The organism is Neobacillus sp. D3-1R, from assembly GCF_052180215.1.
GTDB lineage: Bacteria > Bacillota > Bacilli > Bacillales > Cytobacillaceae > Pseudoneobacillus.
The window spans coordinates 3,076,713-3,098,837 of sequence record NZ_CP197471.1 but is presented as its reverse complement, the minus strand read 5'-3'; the positions used below and the strand labels follow the sequence as shown (position 1 = coordinate 3,098,837).

The window sequence follows — 22,125 nt, the reverse complement described above, 5'->3', positions numbered from 1 at the left end:
GAAAAACCAGGGGATCCCTGGTTTTTTTTAGTCAGTATTTTTAACTTTTGGAAGTATTTTACTTAATGGCACTTTCTTTTCTATTACCCATGTATTTTCATTGTTAGGATCAAATTGCTCAAGGAATGTAATGACTTCTTTTGTAATAGGGGTAGGAGTGGAAGCCCCTGAGGTAACGGCAACTGTTTTAGCATCCTTTAGCCAATTCACATCGAGTTCTGTTATGTCCGCAATTCGGTAAGCTTTTGTACCTGCAATTTCTTCCGAAACTTGAGCAAGTCTATTAGAATTATTACTTTTTGGATCTCCGACAACAATTAATACGTCTGCCTCTGTAGCTTGTTCGGCAACAGCTTCTTGTCGAATTTGAGTAGCCATACAAATTTCATTGTGAATTTCGACATGTGGGAATTTTTCTTTTACCTTTTCCATTACATGCAAAACATCCCATTGACTCATTGTGGTCTGATTAGTCACAACTAACTTTTCATTTTCTAAATGAAGTAATTCTACATCTTTTTCTGTTTCAACTAGGTGAACCTTTCCTGGAGCAACCCCGATAGCACCTTCAGGCTCAGGATGTCCCTTTTTCCCAATATAGATGATATGGAAACCTTCTTTTACTTTTTCTTCTATTAGGTGGTGGGTCTTGGTAACATCCGGACAGGTTGCATCAATAGTGACTAATCCTTTTTCCTTCGCAAGTTCACGAACTTCAGGAGATATGCCATGTGCGGTAAAAATAACCGTCCCTTTATCCACTTTTCCTAAAATATCTAAACGGTTTTTCCCATCCAAGGTAATAATTCCTTCCTGTTCAAACGCGTCAGTAACATGTTTATTATGAACAATCATTCCTAGTATATAGATAGGTCGAGGAAGAGATTTATCTAAAGAAGCATTTCTAGCTATTACCATTGCATCAACTACCCCATAACAGTATCCTCTAGGGGAAATTTTTATGACATCCATTTGATTGGACCTCCTATTTTTTCAAATAACTCTTAAACTACGTCTTTATTATATAGAACCTATTAATAGATTACAAAGGATGATATCACATTATTCTTTATGAAAAATTTAAAAATCAAAAAAGACGGGTGCTTTAAGCACTCGTCACATTAAATATAAAGCTTTGGAACCGAACCACGGCTCTTTTGTCCGGTCTTGTTTTCTTTTTTCTTTGAAGTTGTTTGAATGTTTTCAACAGATTCAACAGATTCTTCTTTATCCTTTGATGTATCTGTCGCAGATTCAGATTGTGATTCAGTTGTATTTTCCGTTTCGCTAGTTGCTGCTTTTAATCCACGATAGAGTTTCCACATACTTGGTAAATTTTTGACAAGAGGTCCATATTGCTGAATCATTGGCCCTAATTGTTGGGCTGTTTTTAATACATTCTGTGTATTATTAAGTAAGCCATTTATTCCAGCTGGGTTAGTTAAAGCTTGCAATAAGCCGCCTCCCCCACCAGCAGCTCGGTTCATGGCTCCGATCCCACTTGAGGCAGGACGGTTCATAGCTCCAATACCCCCAAGAAGCCCGCCTTGCTGATTCCCACCACCTCGTCCGAGTAACTTGGACAGAAGGCCGCCGCCGCGATTACCTTGGTTTCTACCCATCATTGGTGCGAAGCCTCCAACACCAGGATTGCCTTGATTCCTTCCCATCATAGATCCAAAACGGCCAGCTCCACGATTACTAGGCATTCCCATCATAGGCCCGAAGCCTCCCATTTGAGATGGAGGGGGCGGACCTTGATTAAACCCGCCAAATGGCATCCCACCTGGTTGTCTAGGGGGCATCATTCGGGGTCCGAATCCCGATTGCATAGGATGATTTTGTCTATATGGCATAAATATGAATTCCTCCTTTCTAAAAAGAAGTCCTAAAAAAAATTAGAAAATAAGCTCTTTCTAGATAAAGTATGCAAGTATCCATGATTTGGTTTAGATAAAAATAATCGTAGTTAAAATCGCAGATAATAGTAAAAACAGTAAGAGTGGTGGAGATTTCTTCTAATCTCTATTATAATGACAGGATGGGACAAAAATATGGATAACCTAGGAGTTAATAAAAATGACTGATTCAAAATTTCGAACTTATCAATTAAAAAACTTTTTAATAAATGCAGTGGAAGACTTTGGTTATACTCAACCTACTGAAATCCAGGAAAAAATGATTCCTATTGTATTAAGAGGTGAAAGTGCTATTGGTCAATCCCAAACTGGTACTGGAAAAACTCTTGCTTACGTTTTGCCAATTCTACAAAAGATAGACCCTAATAAACAAGAAGTTCAGGCTGTTATCACTGCTCCTACACGGGAGTTAGCTAATCAAATCTATCATCAGATTTTAAAATTAACAGAGTATGCTGACCAAGAGGAGAGTATTGTTTCTCGTTGTTTTATTGGAGGGACAGACAAAGCCCGATCTATTGAAAAACTAAAAATGCAGCCACATATCGTTGTTGGAACACCGTCTAGAATTAATGACCTAGTGCAAGAACAAGCATTATTTGTTCACACTGCCACTATGCTAGTTGTGGATGAGGCTGACTTAATGTTAGATATGGGCTTTATTGTTGATGTTGATAAAATAGCTGCCAAAATGCCGGAAAGTCTAGAAATGTATGTGTTTTCCGCTACCATACCAGAGAAATTAAAACCATTTTTAAAGAAATACATGGAAAACCCAAAGTATGTTCATATTGAGCCAAAGCAAGTTTCTGCTGCAAACCTTACTCATGCAATATTACCATCGAGGCACCGAAACAAAGTGGTATTAACGTTTGAAGCGCTTCAATTATTTAATCCTTATTTAGCTATTGTGTTTACAAACACAAAGAAAAAAGCGGATGAAGTTGCAGATGCTCTGTTAGTAAAGGGACTTAAGGTTGGAAGAATTCATGGTGATTTAAGTCCGCGGGATCGTAAAAAAATGATGAAACAAATTCAAAGTCTAGAATTTCAATATATTGTAGCTACTGATTTAGCAGCTCGTGGAATAGACATTGAGGGCGTTAGTCACATTATCAATTATGAATTACCAACAGATTTAGATTTCTATATTCATCGTGTTGGTAGAACAGCACGAGCTGGTTCATCTGGTACAGCATTAACTATTTATGAGCCTTCTGATGAGGATGCACTAAATCGACTTGAAAAGATGGGAATCATCTTTAAACATGTTGACATCCAAAAAGGTGACTGGATTGATTTGGATGACCGAAATAAACGCAAAAAGCGTGAAAAGCAAGTCGATAAAATAGATGAAAAGGCTCGCAGTTTAGTCCAAAAGCCAAAAAAGGTGAAACCAGGCTATAAAAAGAAAATGCAATCAGAAGTAGATAAAATTAAAAAAAGAGAAAGACGAATTCAGAAAAAGAAATAATACAATTGTTCCTAAAAAAGTTGGTGCAGCGATAGGGGAGAGAGTAAAATGTTGAAATTAGGTTCACATGTTTCAATGAGTGGCAGTAAAATGCTTCTCGCGGCAAGTGAGGAAGCGGTCTCGTATGGTGCGAATACCTTTATGATATATACAGGTGCACCTCAAAATACCCGCAGAAAAAAGATTGAGGATTTAAATATCGAAGCTGGCCGAAAACATATGGAAATGAATGGAATTGATGAAATTATTGTCCATGCTCCATATATTATTAATATTGGAAACACAAGTAATCCTGCAACCTTTGAACTTGGAGTCAATTTTTTACGTACTGAGATTGATCGAACAGAAGCGATTGGGGCAACACAAATTGTCCTTCATCCTGGTGCCCATGTGGGAGCCGGTACGGAGGAAGGAATTAAAAAGATTATCGAAGGGATTAATGAAGTGCTAACGAAAGATGATAAAGTACAAATTGCCCTTGAGACTATGGCTGGAAAAGGTTCTGAATGTGGAAAAACCTTTGAAGAACTAGCAATGATTATCGATGGTGTTGTCTATAATGACAAAATATCCATTTGTTTTGATACCTGTCATACTCATGATGCTGGTTATGACATTGTTGATGATTTTGATGGTGTACTGAATGAGTTTGATAAAATCATTGGAATTGAACGCCTAAAGGTTCTGCATGTCAATGATAGTAAAAATGCACGTGGGATGAAAAAGGACCGTCATGAAAATATCGGTTTTGGTCATATCGGTTTTAAGGCTTTAAACTATATTGTTCATCATCCGCAATTAATTTCAATCCCTATGATCTTAGAAACACCGTATGTAGGCGAGGATAAAAATAATCAAAGACCACCATATAAGCATGAAATTGAAATGCTTCGAAAACAACAATTTGAAGAAAACTTAAGAGATTTAATCATGCAATCATAAAAAGTAGGGAAGAACAATCTTCCCTACTTTTTTCATTATTAACCAGGAATTTATAAAGTTAAACTTGTGATAAATTTAGACGAATTTTTTCGTAATCCAGCTTCAGCGCCTAGCCCCTCGAGGTCAAATAACCTATAGTGTAAGAAGTCAAAGTGCAGACTTCTTACACTACAGAACATTTGCTTGTCGGGGCTGTTCGAGGCGCTTTCGCTTTTTGTTTTTAAGATTTTGTAAATTGCACAAAAAGACGATTTACTTCTTTCGCGGTTTCAGGTCCTGCAATTTTGGCAATTTCTCTAACAATGTTTGCTCTAGATGCATCATTAAATATATTTACTTTTTCTTTTCTTAAGTATTCTGCAATTTTTTTAGCATGATCACGACTAATCTTGACTTGGAATTGATCAGCGTATTTTAGTAACTCATCTGTTGATATGTTATTAATTTTATGATTAATGATGTTTTCAAAAATCTTCATGTCATCACTCCTCTTTTATTAAGGTATGTTCGATTTTACAATTCGTGACAAAAAGGATATGACTTTGGCGTTTACTTTAAAAAATATTTAGGGTATACTACACAATGTAAATCGGAATGATTCTTAATTAAGTAAGGTGATTCGATGAAAAATAATAAAGCCATTGTGGAAATTGACCATGTTTCATATAAATATGAAAAAGAACAAGTGTTAGAGGAAATTCATTTATCAATTCCTAAAGGTTCGTTTCTTGCTATAGTGGGACCAAATGGTTCTGGAAAATCAACCCTTATCAAATTATTATTAAACCTGTTAAAACTTCAGAAGGGGAAAATTAAACTTTTTGGTGAAGATATTGATAAGTTTAAGGATTGGCAAAAGGTTGGTTATGTCTCGCAAAAAGCCAACTCCTTCAATTCTGGTTTCCCAGCAACAGTATATGAAGTTGTGGCTAGCGGGCTAACAAAGAAATTAGGACTTTTTCGATTCTTAAAAAAAGAGGATAAACAGAAAATATTAGATGCGATTTCGTCTGTTGATATGCTTCCTTTTCTTCAACGAAATATAGGGGAACTATCTGGAGGACAGCAGCAACGGGTATTCATTGCCAGAGCTTTGGTAAGTAATCCTGAATTACTGATCTTGGATGAACCAACAGTTGGGGTAGATGCAAAAAATGTGAAGCATTTTTATGAAATGTTGGAGGAATTAAATAAGAAATGGAATATAACCTTATTGCTTGTTACTCATGATATAGGTGTTATATCCGATAAAGTTTCCCATGTTGCTTGTTTGAATAAGCATCTACACTTTCACGGAGATACAAATGAATACGAAAATTTAAAGAACGACGAAATGTCTATTTTTTATGGTCATGATATCCATATCCTTTCACATGACCATGATCATGGAGGAGCTACTACATGATTGCTAGTTTATTTCAGTATGAATTTTTACAAAATGCTTTTCTAACAGGGATATTAATCGGGCTTATTGCTCCGTTAATAGGTGTTTTTATTGTGGTTAGGCGGCTTTCTTTGATAGCAGACGCTCTTAGTCATGTAACACTGGCTGGTATTGCTGCAAGCCTACTGTTATCTAAAAAATGGGCACTGTTTTCAGGGGTAAATCCCCTTTATTTTGGAATGTCATTTTCAGTATTGGGTTCATTATTTATAGAAAAATTAAGAAGTGTATATAAACATTACCAAGAATTAGCTATTCCCATTATTCTTTCTGGTGGTATAGGTTTAGGTGTTATCTTTATCTCATTAGCTGATGGATTTAATACGGACTTATTTAGTTATTTATTCGGTAGTGTGAGTGCGGTAAGTAGGATGGACTTATACATCATTATCATTATCAGTATTTTGGTGTTGGCCCTTATCTTTTTGCTGTATAAAGAACTATTCTTACTTTCTTTTGACGAAGAACACGCAAAAGCTTCAGGAATTGCTGTAAAATCTGTGCATTTCATTTTTATAATCTTAGTTGCTTTAGTCATTGCGGCCTCCATGCGGATTGTTGGAATATTACTTGTCTCATCTTTAATGACGTTACCTGTTGCAGCAAGTATTCGAGTGGCTAAAGGGTTTAAACAAACAATCTTCTACTCGGTCATTTTTGGGGAGCTATCGGTATTAGGCGGATTAACGGTTTCTTATTATCTGGATTTAGCTCCAGGTGGAACCATAGTCATGATTGCTGTAATGATCTTAATTATTGCTATTTTATTTAAAAAAATATCGATTGTTAAGGCAGATGCTAAATAGAGGTGAAGAAAATGAATATTGAGACTGCCTTAGATATCTTAAAAGATAAAGGGTACAAACACACAGGGAAAAGAGAAGATATGTTAGAGCTCTTTGCTAAAAGAAATAAATATTTAACAGCAAAGGATGTGCTAGAACAATTAAAAGATGCTTATCCTGGTTTAAGTTTTGATACAATCTATCGGAATTTATCTTTATTTGTTGACTTGGGGATTATAGAAACGACCGAGTTATCAGGTGAAAAACATTTTCGATTTACTTGTTCACATAACCACCATCATCATCATTTTATTTGCCTGGAATGTGGAAAAACCAAGCAAATTGGTATATGTCCTATGGATGAATTATCGGATGATTTAAAGGGATATGATGTATCAGGTCATAAATTTGAAATCTATGGACGCTGTCCAGAATGTGTATAATAAAAAAGGTTTCGTTTTAAAAACGAAACCTTTTTATTATTTTTCCAACCAATTTTTTACCCATTCATCTGCTTCATTCCAATTTTTAACCCGGACTACTCCCGATGGAATAGGATCCCGATTATAGGGTGTGTCAAATAATAACACTGGAATATGGCATTGTTTTGCTATTTCCACAGCATTATCGTGTTTATCTTCGAGAAAAATATCTATATTATATTTCTGGGCTGTTGCAATTTTATCATGTGATCCAATTAATTCAATATGATGAAATAGCAATTCATGCTGTTTAAACCAATTTTCGGTTACTTCTAAAAGATGACTGCCCCGAGCACTAATAAAATATAGTTCAGAATCCTTTGCCCAATCGATTAAAACCTTTTTTGCACCGGTAGCGATAGGAGACTTCTCATACATCACAGGTTCATTGTCAGTGAACCACTGGGCTAATTCTTCCTTTGTAACATTGACAAGTGGACTTAAATCATATTCTTTTATATCTTCTAAGGTAATATTTAGTTGAAATGCTTCATTTAAAAATGGAATCAGGGATGAGGGACAAGTGACGGTTCCATCAATATCGATACCAAAACGCTTTCTCATAAGTTTATTCTCCTTATTCTCCATATCGACTTAATAGTAACAAAACTAATTTTAAATAAAAAGCATCTTCTTTCAAAATGGTAAAAAAAAGAAAAATAGTCAGGACTAATCAATGGGGGTAAACATTAGCATAGTGAAATCCTTTGGTCCTGCAGACAATATAAATGCTCCTAAAATTGAAAGCGAGGGGATCATCTTGGCAGATCAAGAGCAGAAATTCGAAGACAAACCTCTTCGTTACCGTGGGCAAATTGGCGACGGAGCTTCAGATCATATGGAAGAAACCTCTGCTGAAATAGCAGCACCTGTCAGACTCGATCGTGGTCGAGTTCGTAACTACGATATGGCGGAAACAACTACAGGGGGTAGAGGGATTGGCTTCGCTGCCTTAATCCTTTCCATCTTATCTTTATTTGTAGCGCCAATATTGTTTGGTGCAGCTGGAATCGTTTTAGGGTTTATCGCTCGACGTCGAGGGGCAGAAGGTCTTGGAAATTGGGCGATAGGACTTGGTGCGATATCGATCATTGTTGGTATCTTTATCGTTCCATTTTTTGATTAACTATTCGTTAATGAAAGAATAAGGGCTGTTCCCTGAGGAACAGCCCTTGTTATTATGCTTTTTGTTCTTCTTTTTGTTTTAGGAAATACTCTTCAGCAATTGCATCAATTTCTTTCTTAAGTTCTTCTACCATTGTGGCTTCAGGGACTTTACGAACGATTTCTCCTTTACGGAAAAGTAACCCTTCACCTCTAGCTCCTGCTATACCAATATCTGCTTCTCTTGCTTCTCCTGGACCATTAACCGCACATCCAAGAACAGCTATTTTAATTGGTGCTTTAATTTTTTGAATATATTCTTCCACTTCATTTGCAATACTAATTAAATCAATTTCAATACGACCACATGTTGGACACGAAATAAGAGTGGCAGCATTAGAAGATAAACCAAATACTTTTAATAATTCCCTTGCCACTTTAACTTCTTCAACTGGATCGGCACTTAAAGAAATTCTTAATGTATTCCCAATTCCCTTATTTAAAATAGCGCCTAATCCTGCAGCACTCTTAACTGTTCCGGAAAAAAGAGTTCCAGATTCAGTTATACCTAAATGTAAGGGATAATCAAAAGCTCTTGATGCTTTATCATAGGCTTCAATCGCTAAGTTAACATCAGATGCTTTCATTGAAACGATAATATCATGAAAATCTAGTTCTTCTAAAATTTTAATATGGTGTAAGGCGCTTTCAACCATACCATCTGCTGTTGGATAACCGTATTTCTCAAGGATTTTTTTTTCGAGAGAACCCGCATTTACACCAATTCGAATTGGTATACCTCGCTCTTTAGCAGCTTTTACAACCGCTTCCACTTTCTCTCTTTTACCTATGTTTCCAGGATTAATCCTTATTTTATCGGCTCCGCCCTCAATAGCTTTTAAAGCTAATTTATAATCAAAATGGATATCGACTACAAGTGGGATGTTGATTCTTTTCTTTATCTCAGAAATAGCATTAGCAGCTCTTTCATCTGGACAAGCAACACGGACGATTTGACAGCCAGCTTCTTCTAAACGCTTAATTTCAGCGACTGTAGCTTCAACATCGTGTGTTTTCGTTGTGGTCATACTTTGAATAAATAATTCATTACTTCCACCAATGGTTAAATTCCCAACCTTTACAGGTCGTGTTTTTGTACGATGGACTATTTCGTTCAAGAGTGTTCGCTCCTTTAAAAGCTCGAATTCAAAATATCTAATAAAGCAATATACTTATTTTATCAGTGAACCACTAAAATTGACAAGGAAGATCTATTGGGTTAAATATTCAACGAAAATATCTAATTTGTTTGATAATTAGGAAAACGATACGTTTTTCCAATTTGAATTTTTTCAGGTGTTATTCCGTTATTTAATGAAATAAAATCATTCACAATTTCATTTATTGATACAGGAATTTGTGTTTGTAATTTATTTTCTACAATCGTTAAAACCGTATCCCCTGCACGAACCTTTTCTTCAAAATAAGAAATAGTTGGTTCAGTAGAAGAAACGATTGATTCTGTTTCTTCTTCGTTACTAGTAGGAAGTGTCCCATGTTTTAAATCAAAAAAGATAATATAGCATATAAGTAGGAGGATGAGTGCTGTAAATAATTTCTTCATTGGACAAGATCTCCTTTTTAGAGGTTTGTCCCATTTGTATGCTGAAAGAATGATTTTTAGAACAAAAAAACCAACATGATTGGACATGTTGGTTTACTTTTTACTTTTTACCAGGAATTTCTTTTATGATTAGAGCTAGTACAACAATAGAGACAAACCAATTGATCAGAAAACCGCTAGGTACTTGTGTTTTTAAAAGAGACATAATAGCAAAAAAGATAGTAGGGAGGGTAATAGAGTAGGCTGCCAGCCTCCACAAATGACGGTATTGAATATTTGATTTGTTTACTAAGTTTTTTAATCCTAGGCCAAACATAGCTAATATGGAAACTTCTATAAATTTAATCCCACTCGTAAAGATAAATATAATTAAAATTAGAATAGGCAGGAAAATCCACTTTAGGCTCTCAGCATTTTTTAAGAACTCGACTAATTTTTGATTCGTAATTTTCATATCCGAAAACATGCTGTAGCTGTATGTCTGTTGTTCTCCTCCAGCGATAAATAAAAAATCTTCTTTTAAAAGAGCGATCGTATTTTCTGATTGGTTTAAATCCTCTTTATCAATGGTGTTAGATGCATCAAGGATAATCTTAAAATGATCTTTTTCAATAATGACTGGGGTTACATGATCAAATGACAACTGTCCATTTTCTATTACAAAAGGAGGGACTTCATGTTGAAGTGCTTTTTTTGTTACTTCTAATCCATTTGTAATGGCAGTTGTAAAATAATAGGTTGTCGGTATGATGGAAATAAACGAAAGTAAAAACACATAAAAAATGGTTTTTCCTATCCCTTGAAAACGATATTTTGCCATATCTTTTGGTGAGTATAAGCTTTTAATTATTTGTTGTAGAACATTCATTTTTTTGTTTTACACATCCTCTGGTAAGATTCAATATTTATTTTAGCGGTATTTTTAATTTCTTCAAATATTTTGTATAAGTTAACTAACTACAATAATAGACATATCAGGTTGGGATTGACTAAAATGAAATAAAAATTAGGAGGAACAGAACGATGGATGTTTTATATTGGGTTATTATTTCAATCATGTTCTTAGTATCTTTTGTCGGATTGATTTTTCCGGTTATTCCTAGCGTTCTTTTTGTAATGGGCGGCTTTTTATTATATGGAGTATTTTATTCCTTTGAACCTTTTAACTGGTTCTTTTGGATCATCCAGATAATGTTTGTTCTTTTATTATTTAGTGCCGACTATCTTGCAAATATTTTAGGTGTTAAGAAATATGGCGGAACTAAGGTAGGGATATGGGGAAGTACGATCGGATTGTTAGTTGGACCATTTGTCCTTCCTTTTTTAGGTATTATTTTAGGTCCATTTATCGGAGCTGTTTTAGCGGAACTAATCTTTAGCAGAAAAAAATTTAATGAATCCATAAAAATTGGGATTGGTTCTGTTTTAGGCTTTATTGGAAGTGTCATAACAAAGACGATTATTCAGTTATTTATGATCGGATACTTTCTTGTAATTGTTCTGTAAAAGTAAATAAAAGAAAAGGGCTTTTATGATGAATGCCCTTTTTCTTCTTTACTATTAATTTAAACCACATATTTCATAAGCACAATTTTGGCAATCTACTTCTTCTTTTAAGAAACAAATATTTTTAACTGTAAATTTTTGTTGGTCATAGGAAATAACACCTAGTTCTCTTAATTCCTTTAATGATCGTTGAATAACTTCTCTTGTGCCATAAGTTAAGTTAGCTAATTCCTGATGAGTCATAGGAAGGTCAATAAGTATTCCTTCGTCTGTAGCAACTCCGTAACTATTGCATAGACGAATTAGGATAGAATACAATCCTCCTTTTTTGCCATTCATAATCAAATCTTGGCATTTCATTTGTGCCTTTATATACGTAGTACTTAGCCATTCTGTTGTCTTTAATAAGGCTATTGGATTTTCAATAACATATTTCTCAAACTGTTCCCGATTAATCATGATTAGTTCACAGTCTGTGAGTGTTTTTGCCGAGAAATGATAGTTAGGGCTTTGTTTAAAAAGCTGATATTCAATCAATGGTTCTCTACCATTAATCATCTTTAGAATAAATTCTTTTCCTCTCATATGGATTCTCCCGATAGCTATACTTCCCCTTATCAATAAATAAATATGCTGTACGGGATCTTTTTCTTGAAACAATACAGTGTTGGCTTTGATTTTTTGGACTGTTTCTTTTTCTATAAAATGTTGGAATAATAAACTATAAAGAGATGGATGATTATTCATTTTATAGCCTCCTCATATACCCTATATCTTGATTTAAAGAAATTATTAACATCATGTCAATATGTGTATTGCCTGTAAAATAGGTCTTTCTACTTTAAAGAGACTTATATCGTTGACAGAATTGGATTTTATAAAGTATGGCAACTTTTCGAACCTTTTTAAAGAAGTGAAATGAAGTAAGTATACTTTATTTTCCTTAGGGTAATTTAAACGATGTTAGTGAAGCTAAATATTTGAAACGATTATCCATCTTTGGTAATCTAAACTAAAGGCTTTAGAAATATTTAACTATACTTATGTTGTTTATTTTTAAAGCACCAATCATACATATTTTAAGGAGGAAATGAAAAATGGCATTTGAATTACCACAATTACCTTACGCTTATGATGCTTTAGAACCACACATCGACAAGGAAACAATGAACATTCACCACACAAAGCATCACAACGCATATGTAACAAACCTTAACAACGCTTTAGCTGGAAACGAAGAGCTTCTTTCTAAAACAGTTGAAGAAGTTGTAGCTAACTTAGATGCGGTTCCTGAAGCAGCTCGTACAGCTGTGAGAAACAATGGTGGCGGTCATGCAAACCACACATTATTCTGGCAAATCCTTTCTCCAAATGGTGGCGGTGCTCCATCTGGTGAATTAGCAGATGCAATCAATAGCAAATTTGGTAGCTTTGAAAGCTTTAAAGAAGAATTCGCAAAAGCTGCAACAACTCGTTTTGGCTCTGGCTGGGCTTGGCTTGTTGTTAATAACGGCGAGTTAGAAGTGACAAGCACACCAAATCAAGATTCTCCTTTAATGGAAGGTAAAACTCCTGTTTTAGGGTTAGACGTTTGGGAGCATGCATACTACTTAAAATTCCAAAATCGTCGTCCAGACTATATCAATACTTTCTGGAACGTTGTAAATTGGGAAGAAGTTTCAAAACGTTATCAAAACGCAAAATAATAACGAATGGAGCGAGTGCTTGCACTTGCTCTTTTTTTCTTTTTTGGTAAAAGTTAGAAGGGAACAAAGAGTTATCTTTTCTGATTTTCGAATAAAATAAGACACAATTTGTAAACACTACCTTTAACGACAAAAGGGGAGTTTACGAATGTCGAAATGGAAAAAAGTTTTAGGCGAAGTGGAACTAACAAAAGATTTGACACTGTTATTGTTTATTGGGGGGTTATATTCTCTTAGTGTTGCATTGTCAAACACCTTTGTAAATATTTACTTATGGAAGCAATCTGGTAAGTTTTTTGACTTAGGGATCTATAATTTATCAATTGTCATTCTTCAGCCCATCACCTTTATTCTAGCAGGAAGGTGGGCGAAAAAGGTTGACCGTGTCATTGTATTAAGGATTGGGGTAATTTTTCTTGCTCTCTTCTATTTAACCGTCCTAATTATTGCTGAAAATGCGTCCCATTTTCTTATATTGTTAGGGAGTTTGTTAGGAGTAGGCTATGGATTTTATTGGTTGGCATTTAATGTATTAACTTTTGAAATTACTGAACCTGATACAAGAGATTTTTTTAACGGTTTTTTAGGCATCCTTGGTTCTACTGGTGGAATGATAGGACCGTTTGCAGCAGGATTTATTATTTCTAGACTAACAGGATTTACTGGGTATAGTATTATCTTTGGCATTTCATTAGCCCTATTTTCTTTAGCTGTTTTTCTCAGCTTTTCATTGAAAAGACGTCCTGCATCTGGCAGGTATATGTTTACAAGAATCATTCAAGAGAGGAAAAATAATAAAAATTGGCGTCTAATAACAAATGCGAATTTTTTTCAAGGATTACGGGAAGGGACGTTTGTTTTTATTATTTCAGTCTTTGTATTTCTCTCAACCGGAAGTGAACTGGCACTAGGTACGTTCGGATTACTAAATTCAGGTATATCATTTGTAGCCTACTACCTAGCATCTAGATTTATTAAGAAAACTCATCGTATAACATATATCCTAATAGGCGGAATTATGTTATACCTCGGAATCTTTTTAATTGTCTTTGATGTTACTTTTTTAAGACTGCTTATTTACGCAAGCATAATCGCAATTGCTTATCCTATTTTATTAGTTCCATATATGTCGATGACTTACGACATAATAGGTTCAGGTTGGAAAGCGGCTGAGATGAGAATCGAATATATTGTTGTTCGTGAACTATTCTTAAATTTGGGCCGAATAGTATCAATTATCGCGTTTTTAGTGGCTGTATCCTTCTTTAATGAAAAAACAAGTATACCTGTATTGCTTTTAATTCTAGGGGCTGGCCATACATGTATTTATTTTTTTGTTAGGAAAGTTCAATTATCGTCTGCTTAGGGAGGAGGGGGAACCCCTTCTCTATTTTATTTTTCTCGTAAAAGAAGACCTTTTGCATTATAATCATAACCTGGGAAGTGTTACTCATAGAAAAAATTCCATTCATCTTATACAATAAAGAGTGGAAGCTTTAAATGAAGGATGTGGGACCAAAATGAATAAGAAAAAAAAGAAGAAGACCCATGTTCCTATTCGATTGAATATGCTCTTCTTCATTGTCTTTATATTATTTTCTTTACTTATTTTAAGATTAGGTGTCGTTCAAATTGTCTATGGAGATGATTTTAAAAGAGAGATTGAACGGACTGAAGATATTACGGTTAATAATCCTGTTCCAAGAGGGAAGATATTTGATCGAAATGGCAAGATTATTGTAGATAATACACCGCAAAATGCTATAACCTATACAAAATATCAAGGTACCGGTCAGCAAGAAACCTTACAAATTGCTGAAAGATTAGCTTCCTTAATTGATAAGGATTCTTCAAAAGTCCAAGTGCGTGATAAAAAAGATTATTGGATCTTAAAGAATCCTGAAAGAGCTAAGGAAAAGATTAAAGATGAAGAATGGAAAAAGTTTGAAGAAAAACAGTTGGAGGATAAAGATTTATATAAATTGCAGTTAGAAAGAATTACGGATAAGGATTTAAATGAGCTTACCGCAAAAGATCTTGAAATTGTAGCAATTTGGAGCAAATTCAATAGTGGCTATGCTTTAACACCTCAAATCGTAAAAAATAAGGATGTATCTCCAGAAGAATTTGCCGTAGTAAGTGAGAACCTTCACTATTTACCTGGGGTAGATACAACGACAGATTGGGAAAGAGCTTATACATTTGGTGATACATTAAAAACGATCTTAGGCAAGGTATCCTCATCTGATAAAGGTTTGCCTAGTGAGAGATTAGATTATTTTTTAGCTCGTGACTATAGCCGAAATGACCGTGTTGGATTGAGTTACATCGAACAGCAATATGAAGATGTATTACACGGACAGAAGGCAAAAGTAAAAAATATTACCGATAAAGGCGGAAATGTTCTTGAAACAACCGTAGTTTCTGAAGGTAAAAGAGGAAAAGATCTAGTCCTAACCGTTGATATGGAGCTTCAGCTTGAGGTTGAAAAAATTATAGAAGAAGAATTATTGGCTGCAAAAAAAGAACCTCGTACCGCTCTTTTAGACCGTGCCTTTGTTGTATTAATGGACCCACATACAGGGGAAATACTAACCTTAGCAGGGAAACAACTATCAAAGGATAAAGAAACGGGAAAACAGGAAATGTTAGACTTTGCTTATGGAACCTTTACAACCGCTTATAACGCTGGGTCAGCTGTCAAAGGGGCAACGATTCTAACTGGGTATAAAACAGGTGCCATTCAGCCAAATACGCATTTTTATGATGCGCCGATGAAGATATTGGAAACACCTGAAAAATCTTCATGGAAAAATTTTGGGGATATTAATGATATTAGAGCCTTACAGGTATCATCCAACGTCTATATGTTTAAAACGGCCATTGAAATAGGTAAAGGTCATTATGAGTATAACCAACCGCTATCCTATAAGAATAAACATGCTTGGGAAGATGTTCGTGAATCGTTTAGCCAGTTTGGGTTAGGTGTACGTACGGGAATTGATTTGCCAAATGAACAAGTTGGACTAAAAGGACAGTTAAGAACCCCAGGGTTATTGCTGGATTTGGTTATTGGACAGTATGATATTTATACACCATTGCAATTAGCACAATACGTTTCAACGATTGCAAACGGTGGCTATCGTGTACAACCTCATGTTGTGAAAGAAATTCGCGAGCCATTGCTTGATAATAATGAGTTAGGTCCTATTATTGAAGAAATTAAACCAACCATTCTTAATAAGATTGATGCAAAACCTGAGTGGATGGAGCGAGTTCAAGAAGGTTTCAGACGAGTAATGCAGGAGCCTGGTGGTACTGCTTACGGTGCTTTTAGTAATGCACCATATCTTCCTGCTGGTAAGACAGGAACAGCTCAGGCCGTATATGACGGACCTGAAATGTATAAATTTAAAGAAAAAAATCAAATTCCTCCTGAAGTAATGAATTTAAGTCTTGTTGGATATGCCCCGTACGATAATCCGGAAGTAGCAATGGCAGTTCTTGTGCCATGGGCATACGAAGGTGCAGAAGGACATCATGCAAATAATGAAATTGGCAGAAGAGTAATGGATGCTTACTTCAATTTAAAGAAAAAAAGATTGGAAGAAGAATCAAATAAAGAGAATGCCATTCAAAAAATAGAAAGACCAAATTTAACAAATACAGAAGATCAAGCTGAAGATAATACTTCTAGTGAACCTAACAATAATCAATAAACCCATTATTCTTAATGGGTTTATTTTTTTTTGACTTTTTAACTTGTTGAAAATTGATAAATAAACTTGTTAATAATCGGAAATAGTAAAGGTGAAAATATTAAACCTAGAGGGAGGATTGTTCATTTATCCATTTACAATAATAGAACATTGATTTACAAAACCTTTACAATTCATTAAAACTGGATTAATAGTTATCCTTTACTATTACAAATGTAGGACAAAACAAACATATCTCTTAGGGGGAAATAGGAAATGAAAAACCTTAAAAAGCTTAGCCTACCAATTTTACTAGCAGGATTAATGACAGTTACAGCTGCTTGTGGCGGAGCTACAAATGCAGACAATACTAATGGAGATAATGGTGCAAAAACTGAAGAGCTTTCTGGTTCATTAACCATTTCTGGTTCATCTGCAATGCAACCTTTAGTAGCGGCTGCAGCTGAAGAATTTATGAATGAAAATCCAAACGTTGATATTCAAGTAAATGCTGGTGGTTCAGGTACAGGTCTTTCTCAAGTTGCTGAAGGATCAGTTGATATCGGTAACTCTGATGTGTTCGCTGAAGAAAAAGAGGGTATCCCGGCTGATCAATTAGTTGACCATAAAGTTGCTGTAGTTGCAATGACTGCTGCAGTTAACCCTAAAGTTGGTATTAAAGATATTTCAAAAGCAGATTTAATTAAAGTATTTACAGGAGAAATTACTAACTGGAAAGACCTTGGTGGTGCTGATCAAAAAATCGTTCTTGTAAACCGTCCAGATTCTTCTGGTACTCGTGCAACTTTTGTTAAATTTGGATTAGATGGTAATACTCCTGCAGAAGGAATTACTGAAGATTCATCGAATACAGTTAAAAAGATTATTAATGAAACTGATGGTGCAATTGGTTACTTAGCTTTATCTTACTTCACTGATGAAAGTGTAACTCCATTATCAATTGATGGTGTTGAAGCTACTGAAGAAAATGTAACTAATGGAAAATTCCCTATCTGGGCTTATGAGCATTCGTATACAAAAGGTGAAGCTGAAGGTTTAGCTAAAGCATTCATCGATTATATGATGAGTGATGAAATTCAAACAACACTATTAAAAGAGCAAGGTTATACTGCAGCAACTAGTATGAAAGTTGAACGTGATGCAGAAGGTAACCAAACAAATAAATAACAAATAATAAGAAAAATTGAATCATTTGGGGTAAGTGCTCGTTAGCATTTACCCTATTATGACGTTATTTAGGGGTGTTAGAAAATGGAAAAGTCCATTTCGGCTAAGGAAAGGTTATTAAAAAGTAAATCAAGTAAAAGTTGGCTCGATGGGGAATTACGGGGAAAAATACTAGTCACATTAAGTGCTATTATTATGATTTCTGCCACGATAGCTATCACGATTTTCCTAGGAACAAAAGGACTTCAATCTTTCTTAAAAAATGGTGTAAGTCCTATTGAATTTTTAACCAGTAAAGAATGGAATCCAACTAATAAAGAAAACCCCATGTATGGTGCTTTATCATTTATATTTGGTTCATTTGCAGTGACCTTTTTATCTGCACTAGTGGCTGCTCCTTTAGGAATAGGTGGAGCTATCTTTATGACTGAAATTGCTCCTTCTTGGGGCAGGAAAATTCTTCAACCGGTAATTGAACTATTGGTTGGGATTCCTTCCGTTGTTTATGGATTCATCGGGCTTACAATATTAGTTCCATTTATCCGCGAGAAGTTTGGCGGTCTCGGGTTTAGCTTACTTGCCGGTACGATTGTCCTTTCTATTATGATTTTACCGACTGTTACAACTATTGCAACCGATGCGATGAGCTCGATTCCAAAGAATTTAAGAGAAGGTTCTTATGCTTTAGGTGCAACACGCTGGCAAACGATTCGAAAGGTTCTCATTCCAGCTGCATTACCAACATTATTAACAGCGATTGTCTTAGGAATGGCTCGTGCATTTGGTGAAGCACTTGCCGTACAAATGGTTATCGGAAATGTTAGAAATTTACCAAATAGCATCCTTGATCCTGCAGGAACCTTAACCACTATTATTACTTTGAACATGGGTCACACTACGTATGGTAGTGTTGAGAATAATACTCTATGGTCGATGGGACTTATTTTACTTGTCATGTCATTTGCATTCATATTATTTATTCGTTACTTATCAGCTAGGAGGAAATTTTAATGAATAGTAAAGTAGCTGATCGTATTGCCACAGGTGTTTTTATAGCTATTGCAGCTATTATTGTTTCGGTATTAGTTGGGTTATTTTCATATATTCTTTATCATGGCTTAAATATTGTTACTCTTGATTTTATAACAAAGCCATCAAGTAATATTCGTGCTGGTGGAGGAATTCGTGATCAATTATTTAATTCGTTCTACATTTTATTTATCACTATGCTTATTACAGTTCCTCTAGGAATCGGTGGTGGTATTTATATGGCAGAGTATGCAAAGCCAGGTAAAATAACCAATGCCATCCGTTCTTGTATAGAAGTACTTGCATCATTACCTTCTATTGTCATTGGGATGTTCGGGCTATTGATGTTTGTTAACTTAACTGGTTGGGGAAATACCATTTTAGGTGGTGCATTGGCACTAACTGTATTTAATTTACCAGTTATGGTGCGTGTAAGTGAGGATGCTATTCGCACTGTTCCTCGCGATCAAAAGGAAGCAAGTTTGGCACTAGGAATTACACACTGGCATACGGTAAAAACCATTCTTATACCAAGTGCATTTCCATCTATTTTAACTGGGGCTATTTTAGCATCGGGAAGAGTTTTTGGAGAAGCTGCAGCCTTGCTATTTACTGCCGGTTTATCGACACCAAGATTAGACTATGGCAATTGGAATCCATTTGCAGCAAATTCTCCTCTGAATATATTTCGTCCTGCTGAAACATTAGCGGTACACATTTGGTCCGTTAACACACAAGGGTTAATTCCTGATGTGGAGGATGTATCCAACGGTTCTGCCGCCGTTTTAATTATTTCCGTTTTAATATTCAATTTAATGGCACGTTGGATCGGCTCAATCATTCATAAGAAAATTACTGCTACCAAATAAGGGCGGAGGTTTGTAAATTATGATCGTTTCTATAAATGATAAAGTGAATACAAAAAAAAATATCATTGTTAAAGAAGAAAAAGCTGATAATATATTAAAAGTAAAAAATCTACAAATTTTTTATGGTGAAAAACGTGCCGTTAACGGCATTTCTATGAATATAGAAAAAAATAGAGTAACAGCACTTATTGGTCCATCCGGTTGCGGAAAATCAACCTTTTTAAGAAGTATTAATCGTATGAATGATCTCATTCCAGGTGCTAGAGCAGAGGGAGAAATCATATACGAGGATCTCAATATATTATCTAATGATATTAATGTAGTGGCATTAAGAAAAGAGATTGGAATGGTATTCCAAAAACCAAATCCATTTCCAAAATCCATTTATAATAATATTACTCATGCACTTAAATTTTCAGGTATCAGAAAGAAAAGTGAACTTGATGATGCAGTAGAAGAGAGTTTAACAAAAGCAGCATTATGGGATGAAGTGAAGGATAGACTTCATACATCTGCACTTGCTTTATCTGGTGGACAGCAGCAACGACTTTGTATCGCTCGTACCATTGCAATGAAGCCGACTGTCATGTTATTAGATGAACCTTCATCAGCTCTAGATCCGATTTCGAATGCAAAAGTTGAAGAATTAATAATGGATTTGAAAAAAGAATATTCCATTGTCATCGTAACCCACAATATGCAACAAGCATCACGTATATCTGATAAAACTGCCTTCTTTTTAAATGGGGATTTAATAGAGTATGATGTAACCAATAAAATTTTTACCAATCCTGCTGAAAAGAAAACAGAAGAATATATATCTGGCCGTTTTGGATGAGGAGGGCTTATTAATGGGAACAACATCAGTTTCTACAGAAAAAGTGTTTGATGTTAATGATTTAAATTTGTGGTATGGAGATCATTTGGCGCTTAAAAGTATTCATTTTCCTGTATATAAAAATGAAGTGACAGCTATTATTGGTCCATCTGGTTGTGGAAAATCAACTTTTATCAAAACCTTAAATTTAATGATTAATATGGTTCCAAATGTAAAAATGTCTGGAGAAATCAATTACAAGGGTCAAAATTTATTAAATGAAAAAACAGATCTTGTTGATCTACGTAAAAATGTTGGAATGGTATTTCAAAAGGGTAATCCATTTCCACAATCTATATTTGATAATATTGCCTACGGACCAAGAATACATGGAACAAAAAGAAAAAAAGATTTAGATGAAATCGTGGAAAAGAGTTTAATTGATGTTGCTTTATGGGATGAAGTAAAAGATCGTTTAAATGCACCTGCATTAGGACTATCAGGAGGACAGCAGCAAAGGTTATGTATTGCTAGAGCATTAGCAACAAAGCCAGATGTTCTTTTAATGGACGAACCTACTTCTGCTCTAGATCCTATTTCAACGCTTAAAATTGAAGAATTAATATTGGAATTGAAAGAAAAATATACGATTGTCATAGTGACCCATAATATGCAGCAAGCTGCTAGGGTTTCAGATAAAACCGCCTTCTTCTTAATGGGAGAACTAATTGAACTAGATTCGACATCAAAGGTCTTTTCACGCCCGAAAGATCAGAGAACGGAAGATTATATCACCGGTAGATTTGGCTAAGATTGAGAACCAAGAATGCATTCATTAAAAATGTATACAGATGGGAGTTTTATAAATGGTTACTAGAGAAAGATTTCAGAATGAATTAAAGGATCTTCAGAATAAACTCTTAACGCTTGGTAATTTTTCGCTTGATGCTCTACAGAAATCGATAGAAGCATTAGAAACAAAAAATATCGATTTAGCACTTAAAGTAATGGAAGATGACAATGAGGCTGACTTATTAGAAGAAGATATTAATGATTTAGCTATTTTATTAATTGCTACACAACAGCCGGTTGCCATTGATCTACGCCGTATCATCGTTGCTATTAAGATTGCGAGTGATATTGAACGTATTGCTGATTTTGCTGTAAATATTGCAAAATCAACCATTCGAATCGGAAGTGAACCATTAATTAAGCCGATTGAGCATATTAAAAAAATGTATGAAATTAATCGTAAAATGCTTTATCAAGCTTTAGAAGCATTTAATGAAGATGATATTACAAAGGCTAAGGAAGTTGCTGAAATGGATGATGAAGTAGATGATTTATATGGTGAAACGATTAAAGAACTTCTGCAGCTTAATTTAGAAAAGCCAGAATCTCTGGCACAAATTACTCAACTTTCATTTATTTGTCGCTACCTAGAAAGAGCGGCGGATCATACTACTAATATTGCAGAGCATGTGTTTTACATGGTTAAAGGAAAGCGATACGATTTAAATAATTAAATTTGAAAAGGA

Annotated in this window: 24 protein-coding genes; 16 read left to right on the top strand and 8 right to left on the bottom strand. The window is 34.9% G+C overall.

The features are described from left to right. Nucleotides 1–27 precede the first annotated feature (27 nt). Nucleotides 28–972, bottom strand: coding sequence for a 4-hydroxy-3-methylbut-2-enyl diphosphate reductase (locus ACSBPO_RS15955; protein WP_442594981.1), 945 nt, complete (start codon nucleotides 970–972; stop codon nucleotides 28–30). 149 nt (nucleotides 973–1,121) lie between these two features. Then, the gene (gene vrrA, locus ACSBPO_RS15950; protein ID WP_442594979.1) at nucleotides 1,122–1,856 is read right to left on the bottom strand and encodes a VrrA/YqfQ family protein; all 735 of its coding nucleotides are present in this window, start codon (nucleotides 1,854–1,856) and stop codon (nucleotides 1,122–1,124) included. A 223-nt stretch (nucleotides 1,857–2,079) separates the two neighbouring features. On the opposite strand from vrrA, the gene ACSBPO_RS15945 reads away from it, so the two are divergent. Together ACSBPO_RS15945 and ACSBPO_RS15940 are read left to right on the top strand one after the other, a co-directional pair. Then, nucleotides 2,080–3,393 (top strand): DEAD/DEAH box helicase, encoded by a 1,314-nt coding sequence (locus tag ACSBPO_RS15945; protein WP_442594977.1) that lies wholly within the window; start codon nucleotides 2,080–2,082, stop codon nucleotides 3,391–3,393. Nucleotides 3,394–3,441: 48 nt separating this feature from the next. Next, nucleotides 3,442–4,335, top strand: coding sequence for a deoxyribonuclease IV (locus ACSBPO_RS15940; protein WP_442594975.1), 894 nt, complete (start codon nucleotides 3,442–3,444; stop codon nucleotides 4,333–4,335). A gap of 220 nt (nucleotides 4,336–4,555) precedes the next feature. On the opposite strand, the gene ACSBPO_RS15935 is transcribed toward ACSBPO_RS15940, so the two are convergent. Then, a complete protein-coding gene (locus ACSBPO_RS15935; RefSeq protein ID WP_442594973.1) occupies nucleotides 4,556–4,813 on the bottom strand; it encodes a DUF2624 domain-containing protein in 258 nt (85 codons plus the stop codon). A gap of 144 nt (nucleotides 4,814–4,957) precedes the next feature. Here ACSBPO_RS15935 and ACSBPO_RS15930 point away from each other — a divergent pair, with 144 nt between their 5' ends. From ACSBPO_RS15930 to ACSBPO_RS15920, 3 genes are read left to right on the top strand one after another with little or no spacing between them, the layout of a single operon-like run. Next, nucleotides 4,958–5,740 (top strand): metal ABC transporter ATP-binding protein, encoded by a 783-nt coding sequence (locus tag ACSBPO_RS15930; protein WP_442594971.1) that lies wholly within the window; start codon nucleotides 4,958–4,960, stop codon nucleotides 5,738–5,740. After that, on the top strand, nucleotides 5,737–6,585 hold the full coding sequence (locus ACSBPO_RS15925; RefSeq protein WP_442594969.1) for a metal ABC transporter permease: 849 nt from the start codon (nucleotides 5,737–5,739) through the stop codon (nucleotides 6,583–6,585). The genes ACSBPO_RS15930 and ACSBPO_RS15925 overlap by 4 nt, the downstream gene beginning before the upstream one ends. Nucleotides 6,586–6,596: 11 nt before the next feature. Further along, nucleotides 6,597–7,007, top strand: a complete 411-nt coding sequence (locus ACSBPO_RS15920; RefSeq protein WP_442594967.1) for a Fur family transcriptional regulator — start codon at nucleotides 6,597–6,599, stop codon at nucleotides 7,005–7,007. A 36-nt stretch (nucleotides 7,008–7,043) separates the two neighbouring features. Here ACSBPO_RS15920 and ACSBPO_RS15915 read toward each other — a convergent pair whose 3' ends face one another. Continuing rightward, nucleotides 7,044–7,610, bottom strand: coding sequence for a hypothetical protein (locus ACSBPO_RS15915; RefSeq protein WP_442594965.1), 567 nt, complete (start codon nucleotides 7,608–7,610; stop codon nucleotides 7,044–7,046). A 196-nt stretch (nucleotides 7,611–7,806) separates the two neighbouring features. On the opposite strand from ACSBPO_RS15915, the gene ACSBPO_RS15910 reads away from it, so the two are divergent. Continuing rightward, nucleotides 7,807–8,172, top strand: coding sequence for a hypothetical protein (locus tag ACSBPO_RS15910; protein WP_442600391.1), 366 nt, complete (start codon nucleotides 7,807–7,809; stop codon nucleotides 8,170–8,172). Between the two features lie 52 nt (nucleotides 8,173–8,224). Here the strand turns inward: ACSBPO_RS15910 and ispG are convergent, their stop codons facing one another. The 3 genes from ispG to ACSBPO_RS15895 all read right to left on the bottom strand — a co-directional run bounded on the left by ispG (nucleotide 8,225) and on the right by ACSBPO_RS15895 (nucleotide 10,642). Continuing rightward, complete coding sequence (ispG, locus tag ACSBPO_RS15905) at nucleotides 8,225–9,319, bottom strand: flavodoxin-dependent (E)-4-hydroxy-3-methylbut-2-enyl-diphosphate synthase (RefSeq protein WP_442600390.1); 1,095 nt, start codon at nucleotides 9,317–9,319, stop codon at nucleotides 8,225–8,227. Nucleotides 9,320–9,450: 131 nt separating this feature from the next. After that, nucleotides 9,451–9,774 (bottom strand): hypothetical protein, encoded by a 324-nt coding sequence (locus ACSBPO_RS15900; RefSeq protein WP_442594963.1) that lies wholly within the window; start codon nucleotides 9,772–9,774, stop codon nucleotides 9,451–9,453. A gap of 100 nt (nucleotides 9,775–9,874) precedes the next feature. Beyond that, nucleotides 9,875–10,642 carry a DUF1189 domain-containing protein gene (locus ACSBPO_RS15895; RefSeq protein WP_442594961.1) on the bottom strand — a complete coding sequence of 256 codons (768 nt, stop codon included), beginning with the start codon at nucleotides 10,640–10,642 and terminating at the stop codon, nucleotides 9,875–9,877. Nucleotides 10,643–10,797: 155 nt separating this feature from the next. On the opposite strand from ACSBPO_RS15895, the gene ACSBPO_RS15890 reads away from it, so the two are divergent. Then, nucleotides 10,798–11,280 (top strand): DUF456 domain-containing protein, encoded by a 483-nt coding sequence (locus tag ACSBPO_RS15890; protein WP_442594959.1) that lies wholly within the window; start codon nucleotides 10,798–10,800, stop codon nucleotides 11,278–11,280. Nucleotides 11,281–11,334: 54 nt separating this feature from the next. On the opposite strand, the gene ACSBPO_RS15885 is transcribed toward ACSBPO_RS15890, so the two are convergent. Further along, a complete protein-coding gene (locus tag ACSBPO_RS15885; protein WP_442594957.1) occupies nucleotides 11,335–12,027 on the bottom strand; it encodes a Crp/Fnr family transcriptional regulator in 693 nt (230 codons plus the stop codon). A gap of 350 nt (nucleotides 12,028–12,377) precedes the next feature. On the opposite strand from ACSBPO_RS15885, the gene ACSBPO_RS15880 reads away from it, so the two are divergent. From ACSBPO_RS15880 to phoU, 9 genes are all read left to right on the top strand, one after another. Beyond that, nucleotides 12,378–12,986 (top strand): superoxide dismutase, encoded by a 609-nt coding sequence (locus tag ACSBPO_RS15880; protein ID WP_442594955.1) that lies wholly within the window; start codon nucleotides 12,378–12,380, stop codon nucleotides 12,984–12,986. 148 nt (nucleotides 12,987–13,134) lie between these two features. Continuing rightward, nucleotides 13,135–14,352 (top strand): MFS transporter, encoded by a 1,218-nt coding sequence (locus ACSBPO_RS15875; protein WP_442594953.1) that lies wholly within the window; start codon nucleotides 13,135–13,137, stop codon nucleotides 14,350–14,352. Between the two features lie 154 nt (nucleotides 14,353–14,506). Further along, nucleotides 14,507–16,705 (top strand): peptidoglycan D,D-transpeptidase FtsI family protein, encoded by a 2,199-nt coding sequence (locus tag ACSBPO_RS15870; protein WP_442594951.1) that lies wholly within the window; start codon nucleotides 14,507–14,509, stop codon nucleotides 16,703–16,705. Nucleotides 16,706–16,960: 255 nt separating this feature from the next. Beyond that, nucleotides 16,961–17,872, top strand: a complete 912-nt coding sequence (locus ACSBPO_RS15865; protein WP_442594949.1) for a phosphate ABC transporter substrate-binding protein — start codon at nucleotides 16,961–16,963, stop codon at nucleotides 17,870–17,872. A gap of 84 nt (nucleotides 17,873–17,956) precedes the next feature. Further along, complete coding sequence (pstC, locus tag ACSBPO_RS15860; protein WP_442594947.1) at nucleotides 17,957–18,883, top strand: phosphate ABC transporter permease subunit PstC; 927 nt, start codon at nucleotides 17,957–17,959, stop codon at nucleotides 18,881–18,883. Continuing rightward, a complete protein-coding gene (pstA, locus tag ACSBPO_RS15855; protein ID WP_442594945.1) occupies nucleotides 18,883–19,770 on the top strand; it encodes a phosphate ABC transporter permease PstA in 888 nt (295 codons plus the stop codon). Before pstC ends, pstA begins: the two co-directional genes overlap by 1 nt. A gap of 19 nt (nucleotides 19,771–19,789) precedes the next feature. Continuing rightward, nucleotides 19,790–20,608, top strand: coding sequence for a phosphate ABC transporter ATP-binding protein PstB (gene pstB / locus ACSBPO_RS15850; RefSeq protein WP_442594943.1), 819 nt, complete (start codon nucleotides 19,790–19,792; stop codon nucleotides 20,606–20,608). A 13-nt stretch (nucleotides 20,609–20,621) separates the two neighbouring features. Further along, a complete protein-coding gene (gene pstB / locus ACSBPO_RS15845; RefSeq protein WP_442594941.1) occupies nucleotides 20,622–21,398 on the top strand; it encodes a phosphate ABC transporter ATP-binding protein PstB in 777 nt (258 codons plus the stop codon). Between the two features lie 55 nt (nucleotides 21,399–21,453). Beyond that, nucleotides 21,454–22,113, top strand: coding sequence for a phosphate signaling complex protein PhoU (phoU, locus tag ACSBPO_RS15840; protein ID WP_442594939.1), 660 nt, complete (start codon nucleotides 21,454–21,456; stop codon nucleotides 22,111–22,113). Nucleotides 22,114–22,125: the final 12 nt, after the last annotated feature.

Bases quoted from the DNA above. Each gene is read 5' to 3' on its own strand.
- ACSBPO_RS15955 (WP_442594981.1), bottom strand. From the start codon at position 972: ATGGATGTCATAAAAATTTCCCCTAGAGGATACTGTTATGGGGTAGTT.
- vrrA (WP_442594979.1), bottom strand. From the start codon at position 1,856: ATGCCATATAGACAAAATCATCCTATGCAATCGGGATTCGGACCCCGA.
- ACSBPO_RS15945 (WP_442594977.1), top strand. From the start codon at position 2,080: ATGACTGATTCAAAATTTCGAACTTATCAATTAAAAAACTTTTTAATA.
- ACSBPO_RS15940 (WP_442594975.1), top strand. From the start codon at position 3,442: ATGTTGAAATTAGGTTCACATGTTTCAATGAGTGGCAGTAAAATGCTT.
- ACSBPO_RS15935 (WP_442594973.1), bottom strand. From the start codon at position 4,813: ATGAAGATTTTTGAAAACATCATTAATCATAAAATTAATAACATATCA.
- ACSBPO_RS15930 (WP_442594971.1), top strand. From the start codon at position 4,958: ATGAAAAATAATAAAGCCATTGTGGAAATTGACCATGTTTCATATAAA.
- ACSBPO_RS15925 (WP_442594969.1), top strand. From the start codon at position 5,737: ATGATTGCTAGTTTATTTCAGTATGAATTTTTACAAAATGCTTTTCTA.
- ACSBPO_RS15920 (WP_442594967.1), top strand. From the start codon at position 6,597: ATGAATATTGAGACTGCCTTAGATATCTTAAAAGATAAAGGGTACAAA.
- ACSBPO_RS15915 (WP_442594965.1), bottom strand. From the start codon at position 7,610: ATGAGAAAGCGTTTTGGTATCGATATTGATGGAACCGTCACTTGTCCC.
- ACSBPO_RS15900 (WP_442594963.1), bottom strand. From the start codon at position 9,774: ATGAAGAAATTATTTACAGCACTCATCCTCCTACTTATATGCTATATT.
- ACSBPO_RS15895 (WP_442594961.1), bottom strand. From the start codon at position 10,642: ATGAATGTTCTACAACAAATAATTAAAAGCTTATACTCACCAAAAGAT.
- ACSBPO_RS15890 (WP_442594959.1), top strand. From the start codon at position 10,798: ATGGATGTTTTATATTGGGTTATTATTTCAATCATGTTCTTAGTATCT.
- ACSBPO_RS15885 (WP_442594957.1), bottom strand. From the start codon at position 12,027: ATGAATAATCATCCATCTCTTTATAGTTTATTATTCCAACATTTTATA.
- ACSBPO_RS15880 (WP_442594955.1), top strand. From the start codon at position 12,378: ATGGCATTTGAATTACCACAATTACCTTACGCTTATGATGCTTTAGAA.
- ACSBPO_RS15875 (WP_442594953.1), top strand. From the start codon at position 13,135: ATGTCGAAATGGAAAAAAGTTTTAGGCGAAGTGGAACTAACAAAAGAT.
- ACSBPO_RS15870 (WP_442594951.1), top strand. From the start codon at position 14,507: ATGAATAAGAAAAAAAAGAAGAAGACCCATGTTCCTATTCGATTGAAT.
- ACSBPO_RS15865 (WP_442594949.1), top strand. From the start codon at position 16,961: ATGAAAAACCTTAAAAAGCTTAGCCTACCAATTTTACTAGCAGGATTA.
- pstC (WP_442594947.1), top strand. From the start codon at position 17,957: ATGGAAAAGTCCATTTCGGCTAAGGAAAGGTTATTAAAAAGTAAATCA.
- pstA (WP_442594945.1), top strand. From the start codon at position 18,883: ATGAATAGTAAAGTAGCTGATCGTATTGCCACAGGTGTTTTTATAGCT.
- pstB (WP_442594943.1), top strand. From the start codon at position 19,790: ATGATCGTTTCTATAAATGATAAAGTGAATACAAAAAAAAATATCATT.
- pstB (WP_442594941.1), top strand. From the start codon at position 20,622: ATGGGAACAACATCAGTTTCTACAGAAAAAGTGTTTGATGTTAATGAT.
- phoU (WP_442594939.1), top strand. From the start codon at position 21,454: ATGGTTACTAGAGAAAGATTTCAGAATGAATTAAAGGATCTTCAGAAT.